The following is a 7,127-nucleotide window of genomic DNA, read 5'->3' as shown; positions in this document are numbered from 1 at the left end:
GACGCTCCGGCAAGTATGGCGGCTCCGGTTCGCGGCGCTGCGTCTGCACGAAGCTGCCGCGGCCGATCTCGCCGGAGATCAGGCCCCGGCGGATCAGCTCCTCATAGGCGCGACTGACTGTCTGCACCGAAAGCTTCAGTTCGTCGGCCAGCCGTCGATGCGTCGGCAGCCGCGCGCCGTTGGCCAGACGGCCATCATGAATGGCGCGCGCGAACTGGTCGGCAAGCGACTGATAGGCCGGCCGCCGGATGAGCGCGGGATCTGGACGCCACAATGTCATGACATATTAGAGATCGAAATCAGTGCAATTGACAATCGAAATAATGCGCCCTCATGGTGCCGGGGACGAAAAAAGTGGACGCTTATGGCCGCACCGAAACTCGATCAGATCGACCTCAAAATCCTCGACGCGGTCCAGCGCGACGGGCGCATTACCAAGCTGGCGCTCGCCGACAAGGTCGGCCTGTCGCCGACGCCGTGCTGGATGCGGCTGCGCAAGCTGGAAAAGGCCGGCATCGTCTCCGGCTATCACGCCAAGGTTGCGATGCGCGCCGTCGCGCCGGTCGCCACCGTACTGATGGAGGTGACGCTGGCCAGCCACCGCCAGGCCGATTTCGACCGTTTCGAGCGCGTCATCCGCGACGTCCCCGAAATCGTCGCCTGCTGGTCGGTGGGCGGCGGCGTCGACTATCTGCTGAAAGTGATGGCGCGCGACATCGACGCCTACCAGCGGTTGGTCGACGCCCTGCTCGAACGCGAGATCGGCATCGACCGCTATTTCACCTACATTGTCACCAAGACGGTGAAGGAGGAGATTGTCTTGCCGGTGGCGGATCTGTTGCCGGCGCAGTCGTAACGCTAGAGAGATCGTCTGCCCAGGCAGCCCAATAGAGACAATCTCTCTACGCAACGGCGTTGAAACAGTCTCTCTGTCTGCATCGCGCGCATAGTCTCTCCGCATCGCCTCGACATCGGGAGACCTCGAACATGTCCGCGCATTTTGCCCGCCCACAACGCCACGAAGCGCTTGACGGCCTCGCCGACCGCCGGCTGCTGCGAGAACTCGCCTATGTCGACGGCCACTGGACGGCGAGTGAGGCCGCTGAGAGCTTCGAGGTGACCGATCCTGCCACGGGCGCCACCGTCGCGTGGGTTGCCGCGCTCGATGCCAAGCAGACGAGCAAGGCGATCAGCGCGGCATCCCGCGCCTTTCCCGCATGGCGGGGGCTTTTGCCTCAAGAACGCTCGAAAATCCTGCGAAAATGGTTCGATTTGATTATCGCCGCCAAGGATGATCTGGCGCTCCTGATGACACTCGAACAAGGCAAGCCGCTCAAAGAATCGCTTGGCGAGATCGACTACGCCGCCTCCTTCGTCGAGTGGTATGCCGAGGAGGCAAAACGCCTCAACGCCGAAAGCGTCACCAGCCATTTGCCAGATGCCGAGATGATGGTGCGGCGCGAACCGCTCGGCGTCGTCGGCGTCGTCACGCCGTGGAATTTTCCCGCGGCCATGCTGACCCGCAAGGCGGCCGCCGCCCTTGCCGCCGGCTGCACAATCGTCGCGCATCCTTCGTCGGAAACGCCGCTGTCGGCGCTGGCGCTCGCCGAGCTCGGCGAACGCGCCGGCCTGCCGGCAGGCGTCTTCAACGTTCTCACCGGCAAGGCTTCGACCATCGTTGGGCGGATGTGCGAAGACGCTCGCGTCCGGGCGATGAGCTTCACCGGTTCGACCGAGATCGGCAGGCTGATCGCCGCGCAAAGTGCGCCGACGATGAAGCGGCTGGTGATGGAGCTTGGCGGTCATGCGCCGCTGATCGTCTTTGCCGACGCCGATCTCGACAAGGCTGTGACAATCGCCGTCGACGCCAAATTCGCCACTTCCGGCCAGGATTGTCTCGCCGCCAACCGCATCTATGTCCAGCGCCAGATCTACGATCGTTTCTGTGCCGCCTTCGCCAGGCGCATCGAGACGCTGCGTACCGGCAATGGCTTGGCCGATGACATCGACATCGGGCCTTTGATGCACGAGCGCGGCGTCAAGAAGGTCGAGGAGCAGGTCGCCGATGCGCTCGCCCATGGCGCACGCTGCCTCACCGGCGGCGGCCGCCATGCGGCCGGCCCGCTGTTCTACCAGCCGACCCTGCTGGCCGATGTCACTGACGACGCCTTGATCATGCGTGAGGAAACTTTTGGTCCGGTCGCCGCGGTGACGCCCTTCGACAGCGAAGAGGAAGTCGTCGCCCGCGCCAACGCAACCGAATACGGCCTCGTCGCCTATATCGTCACCGAGAACGGCGGCCGCCAATTGCGCATGGGCCGCGCGCTCGACTACGGTATGGTCGCCATCAACCGCGTGAAGATCACTGGCGCGCCGATCCCGTTCGGCGGCGTCAAACAGTCCGGCATCGGCCGCGAGGGCTCGCGCCATGGACTCGAAGCCTTTACCGATCTCAAATATCTCTGCCTGGACGTAGCCTAGGTTGTAGTGACGCCCCGAGAACCGCGCCCGACACGTTTCCCTTAGGAGTAAAAAAGATGCTCGACCAGTCCAACGAACTCGCCGCCTGGGACCGCGACCACTTCTTCCATCCCTCGACCCATATGGGCACCCACGCACGCGGTGAATCGCCGACCCGCATCATCGCCGGCGGCGAAGGCGTCACCATCTGGGACAACAACGGCCGCAAGAGCATCGATGCTTTCGCCGGGCTTTACTGCGTCAATGTCGGCTATGGCCGCCAGAAGATATCAGACGCCATCGCCGCCCAGGCCAAGAACCTCGCCTATTACCATGCCTATGTCGGCCACGGCACCGAGGCGTCGATCACGCTTTCCAAGATGATCATCGACCGCGCCCCACAAGGCATGTCGAGGGTCTATTTCGGCCTTTCCGGTTCAGACGCCAACGAAACCAACATCAAGCTGATCTGGTACTACAACAACGTGCTCGGCCGGCCCGAGAAGAAGAAGATCATCTCGCGCTGGCGCGGCTATCACGGCTCCGGCGTGATGACCGGATCGCTGACCGGGCTCGACCTGTTCCACAACGCTTTCGACCTGCCGCGTGCGCCGATCCTGCACACCGAAGCACCCTACTACTTCCGCCGCGCCGACCGCTCGATGAGCGAGGAGCAGTTCTCGCAATATTGCGCCGACAAGCTCGAGGAGATGATCCTGGCTGAGGGTCCGGAAACGGTCGCCGCCTTCATCGGCGAGCCGATCCTCGGCACCGGCGGCATCGTGCCGCCGCCCGCTCTCTATTGGGAAAAGATCCAGGCGGTGCTGAAGAAATACGATGTGCTGCTGGTCGCCGACGAAGTGGTCACCGGCTTCGGCCGGCTGGGCACCATGTTCGGCTCCGACCATTACGGCATCAAGCCCGACCTGATCACCATCGCCAAGGGCCTGACCTCGGCCTATGCGCCACTGTCTGGGGTCATCGTCGCGGACAGGGTCTGGCAGGTGCTGGTGCAGGGTTCCGACAAGCTCGGCTCGCTCGGCCATGGTTGGACCTATTCGGCGCACCCGATCTGCGTTGCCGCCGGCGTCGCCAATCTCGAGTTGATCGACGAGATGGACCTGGTGACCAATGCCGGCGAAACCGGCGCCTATTTCCGCACCGAACTGACGAAAGCCGTCGGTGGCCACAAAAATGTCGGCGAAGTGCGCGGCGACGGCATGCTGGCGGCAATCGAGTTCGTCGCCGACCGGGACGACCGCGTGTTCTTCTACGCCTCGCAGAAGATCGGACCGCAGATCGCCACGGCGCTGGCAGCGAGCGGTGTCATCGGCCGCGCCATGCCGCAGGGCGACATTCTCGGCTTTGCGCCGCCGCTCTGCCTGACGCGCGAAGAGGCCGACATCGTCGTCTCGAAGACGGCCGATGCGGTGAAAAGCGTGTTTGCCAACATTTGAAGGCTGACATGAACGCCATGACCAAAACCCTCCCCGCCGCCATGGCCGCCGTGCATCTCACCGGTCACGGCGGGCCGGAAAAGCTCGTCTACCGCACCGACGTGAAAGTGCCCTCGCCCGCACCAGGTGAAGTGCTGGTCAAGGTCACCGCTTGCGGCATGAACAACACCGATGTCTGGGTGCGACAGGGCGCCTATGGCACGGAGGAAGATGCCGCCGCTGTGTCGACCTGGCGGCGTCAGGGCAACACGCTGACCTTCCCGCGCATCCAGGGCACCGACACGGTCGGCCACATCGTCGCCGTCGGCGACGGTGTTTCTCCGGACCGTATCGGCGAGCGGGTGATGGTCGATTTCTCCATCTACAACCGCGACGACGATTCACTTGCCGACATCGACTATATGGGCCATGGCCGCGACGGCGGCTATGCCGAATACCAGGCCGTGCCGGCCGAGAACGCCCATGTCGTGGACACCGACCTGACTGACGTCGAACTCGCGACCTTCTGCTGTGCCTATCTCACCGGCGAACAGATGCTGGAACGCGCTGGCCTGAAGGCCGGCGAGCGCGTGCTGGTCACCGGCGCGTCGGGCGGCGTCGGCTCCGGCATCGTACAGCTGGCGCGGGCGCGCGGAGCCATCCCCTATGCCGTCATCGGCAAGGGCAAGGAACAGGCCGTGCTCGACATCGGCGCCGAGGCGGTGATCACCCGTGGCGTGGCTGACCTGCCGGCTGCGGTAAACGAGGCGACTGGCGGCCAGCCGATCGACGTGGTTGCCGACCTCGTCGGCGGCGCGATCTTCAATGACCTCTTGCGCATCCTCAGGCCCGAAGGCCGCTACACCACCGCCGGCGCGATTGCCGGGCCGGTCGTGCAGCTCGATCTGCGCACCATGTATCTGAAGCAGCTGCAATTGCATGGCTCCAGCCAGGGCACGCGACACGATTTCCGCCGCATCGTCCGCTACATCGAGGAGAAGAAGATCCGGCCGCTGGTCGGCGGCGTCTACAAGCTATCCGATTTCCACCGCGCCCAGGCGGATTTCATCGCCAAGGATTTCGTCGGCAAGCTGGTGGTCGTTCCGGATGCCGTTTCGGATATCGCTGCAAGCCGTTGACAGCCAAGACTAATGAGGGCTCGGGCTGTTTGCCGACACGGTAAGGTCGAGCGCCACATGGCCTTGCGGCGCGCCGAAGCGAAGGAAGGCTTCCGACAGCGTCGCGAACACCGGCCCGACATCGCCTCTCAGCTTCGTGCAGAAATTCTTCGACCTGTCGAAGACGCCCGAAGTCTTGAGAAACTCGATACAGCCGTAGATCTCGTCCATGTGATGGCCCTCGCCAAGCGGATAGAGCGAGAACTGCGCGGCGACCTCTTGTCCGAGCTTTTTCGCACTGTCGACATGCGCCCGCGCCGCGCCGATGCGTTCGGCCAGGGAGAGTTCATGGCTGCTGCCGGAAATCGGTGTGCAGATCGGATCGTCAGGCTCGCCAGGGCAGCCGCGCGACACCGTTGCTGACAACACACAATGCACGCCGCTTGCCGCCGCCGATGCGAAGAGGTCGCGCATGGCCGGGAAAAGCTGGTCCGGCGGGCCGACGATCAACGTCGAAATGTCGTCGGTTTCGATGCGGAAATTCGGGCGATAGGGGTCCATCGCCGAAAGTGCGCCAAGGATGACGCCGACGAAATCGTCGCACATCGGATACAGGGAAATCTGTGCACCTGAAAACATGGTCGCCTCGCTCCGCTGGCATTACCCAGATCAGCTTGAGGGACCGAAGGCTTGCACCCACCATCTCAGCCCCGGCAATACGGAGCGCCCCTGTCGATATGGGCGACGTAGCACCCGCGCAAACGATGTTCAAGTATGGTCATCGCGAGCGCGGTGTTGTTCGAGTTTGAATTTCGGCTCACGACCCGTTGACGACCTTGGGCGTTGCAGACTTGAACCTCCAAATCGAGGTCGGGAACCTGACCTTCAGCGAAAGAGCATTCGGGAGTGCGCTCGCGTAAGGTAATTCACCACATTTGGCGGCACCCGCAGATGCTTTTTCGTGTTATGATGGGCTTGCAACGCGCGTAATCTCGACCTCGGCAATATGGCAGAGGTCGAAAGCTATTGCCTTGGCACAGGAAGCTTTCGCCCCAGCACTTGATCGCCTCCGAAACGCTGGGTGTGCTGCTTTCCCTGACTGACCCCGGGGCGAGGAGGTTGTCCATGTCCACGAGTAGTGTTGACCGCCCGCTGCAGCCGGGCGACCGGGCACCGAATGTTGTGCTCAATGCGATCTCACGCGAAGGCAAGATCGCGCTCGATGATTTTCGAGGCCGTAGCCCGTTGTTGATCGGTTTGTTCCGAGGCCTGCACTGTCCGTTCTGCCGGCGCCATGTCGCGGCGATGGCGCAACTCAAGCCGGCCCTGCGTGAGAAAGGCGTCGAATGCCTGGCTGTGGTCAATACGCCGGTCGAGCGGGCGCGGCTCTATTTCCGTTACCACCCGGCACCCGATCTTCTCGCCGCATCCGACCCGGAGCGAGCCTCGCACCGTGCTTTCGGCTTGCGCGAGGTCGGGATGGACACGGTCATGTCGATACCGTTCCATCTCCCGGGCGAGTTGCCCGAGCCTATGGACGTCATGGCAATGAATGAATTTCTTAACAAGAAGGAAGGATATGAGATTACGGAAGTCGATCAGCAGGCCATGGCTTCCAGCCAGGCGCAGCTTGTCGGTCAGTTCCTAATCGACCGGGCGGGCATCGTACGCTGGAACTTCACTGAAGTTCTGGAGGATGGCCTCAACACCTTCAGAGCGCTGAATCCCGAGGAATTGATGTCGGCAGCTTCCCAAGTTGCACATTAATAGGCTGCGGAAATGGGCTGCTGAAAACTCGCTCGACGGCCACCGTCCTGTGGTGATTCTTTGGATTTAACAATCATCGAAATGCTCAGCGCAGGAGGCTAAGGTCTGCCCGTGGGCTTCGCAGCGATTTCGATTCAACGGTCTGCGGACCGCCCCGACGCTAGAGTGAGCAAGCCGCATAGGCGGGGCGACGTCCGCTCCTTGCCGCAATCACGTCGTTCCGACAGGCGCGCATACGGCAAGTTTCCACCCACAGCCGAAATTCAAACTGAGATATTGATTTGGATATGGTGCTGATTTGCGCCGATGACCCGCCGCTGGCGGGTCTTTGTTTCAGGTTCAGCTC

At 62.6% G+C, this 7,127-nt stretch carries 8 protein-coding genes and 1 riboswitch; of the genes, 5 read left to right on the top strand and 3 right to left on the bottom strand.

Annotated features, from left to right (window positions below):
* Positions 1–280, bottom strand: a 280-nt coding sequence (locus tag E5W87_RS22985; RefSeq protein WP_292402667.1) for a GntR family transcriptional regulator, incomplete at its 3' end; no start/stop codon positions are given.
* 84 nt (positions 281–364) lie between these two features.
* Between E5W87_RS22985 and E5W87_RS22980 the strand changes: the two genes are divergently transcribed.
* The 4 genes from E5W87_RS22980 to E5W87_RS22965 all read left to right on the top strand — a co-directional run bounded on the left by E5W87_RS22980 (position 365) and on the right by E5W87_RS22965 (position 5,035).
* Positions 365–856, top strand: a complete 492-nt coding sequence (locus E5W87_RS22980; RefSeq protein ID WP_292402664.1) for an Lrp/AsnC family transcriptional regulator — start codon at positions 365–367, stop codon at positions 854–856.
* 131 nt (positions 857–987) lie between these two features.
* Positions 988–2,481 (top strand): NAD-dependent succinate-semialdehyde dehydrogenase, encoded by a 1,494-nt coding sequence (locus E5W87_RS22975; protein ID WP_292402661.1) that lies wholly within the window; start codon positions 988–990, stop codon positions 2,479–2,481.
* Between the two features lie 56 nt (positions 2,482–2,537).
* Positions 2,538–3,917: an aspartate aminotransferase family protein gene (locus E5W87_RS22970; protein WP_292402658.1), complete on the top strand. Its 1,380-nt coding sequence runs from the start codon at positions 2,538–2,540 to the stop codon at positions 3,915–3,917.
* Between the two features lie 8 nt (positions 3,918–3,925).
* Positions 3,926–5,035, top strand: coding sequence for an alcohol dehydrogenase family protein (locus E5W87_RS22965; protein ID WP_292402655.1), 1,110 nt, complete (start codon positions 3,926–3,928; stop codon positions 5,033–5,035).
* Positions 5,036–5,044: 9 nt separating this feature from the next.
* Here the strand turns inward: E5W87_RS22965 and E5W87_RS22960 are convergent, their stop codons facing one another.
* Positions 5,045–5,653 carry a YkoF family thiamine/hydroxymethylpyrimidine-binding protein gene (locus E5W87_RS22960; protein ID WP_292402652.1) on the bottom strand — a complete coding sequence of 203 codons (609 nt, stop codon included), beginning with the start codon at positions 5,651–5,653 and terminating at the stop codon, positions 5,045–5,047.
* A riboswitch (TPP riboswitch) is annotated at positions 5,644–5,755 on the bottom strand. It overlaps the preceding gene by 10 nt.
* 384 nt (positions 5,756–6,139) lie before the next feature.
* Here E5W87_RS22960 and E5W87_RS22955 point away from each other — a divergent pair.
* The gene (locus E5W87_RS22955) at positions 6,140–6,781 is read left to right on the top strand and encodes a peroxiredoxin-like family protein (RefSeq protein ID WP_292402707.1); all 642 of its coding nucleotides are present in this window, start codon (positions 6,140–6,142) and stop codon (positions 6,779–6,781) included.
* 160 nt (positions 6,782–6,941) lie between these two features.
* Here the strand turns inward: E5W87_RS22955 and E5W87_RS22950 are convergent.
* A partial coding sequence (locus E5W87_RS22950; protein ID WP_292402649.1) for a hypothetical protein occupies positions 6,942–7,127 on the bottom strand: 186 nt, incomplete at its 5' end.

This window comes from Mesorhizobium sp. (genome assembly GCF_004962925.1).
GTDB lineage: Bacteria > Pseudomonadota > Alphaproteobacteria > Rhizobiales > Rhizobiaceae > Mesorhizobium.
Note: the sequence above shows the minus strand (reverse complement) of the source record. Positions and strands in the feature narration are given on the sequence as shown.

Coding starts and splice junctions, on each gene's coding strand:
- E5W87_RS22970 (WP_292402658.1), top strand. CDS start 2,538: ATGCTCGACCAGTCCAACGAACTCGCCGCCTGGGACCGCGACCACTTC.
- E5W87_RS22975 (WP_292402661.1), top strand. CDS start 988: ATGTCCGCGCATTTTGCCCGCCCACAACGCCACGAAGCGCTTGACGGC.
- E5W87_RS22980 (WP_292402664.1), top strand. CDS start 365: ATGGCCGCACCGAAACTCGATCAGATCGACCTCAAAATCCTCGACGCG.
- E5W87_RS22955 (WP_292402707.1), top strand. CDS start 6,140: ATGTCCACGAGTAGTGTTGACCGCCCGCTGCAGCCGGGCGACCGGGCA.
- E5W87_RS22965 (WP_292402655.1), top strand. CDS start 3,926: ATGAACGCCATGACCAAAACCCTCCCCGCCGCCATGGCCGCCGTGCAT.
- E5W87_RS22960 (WP_292402652.1), bottom strand. CDS start 5,653: ATGTTTTCAGGTGCACAGATTTCCCTGTATCCGATGTGCGACGATTTC.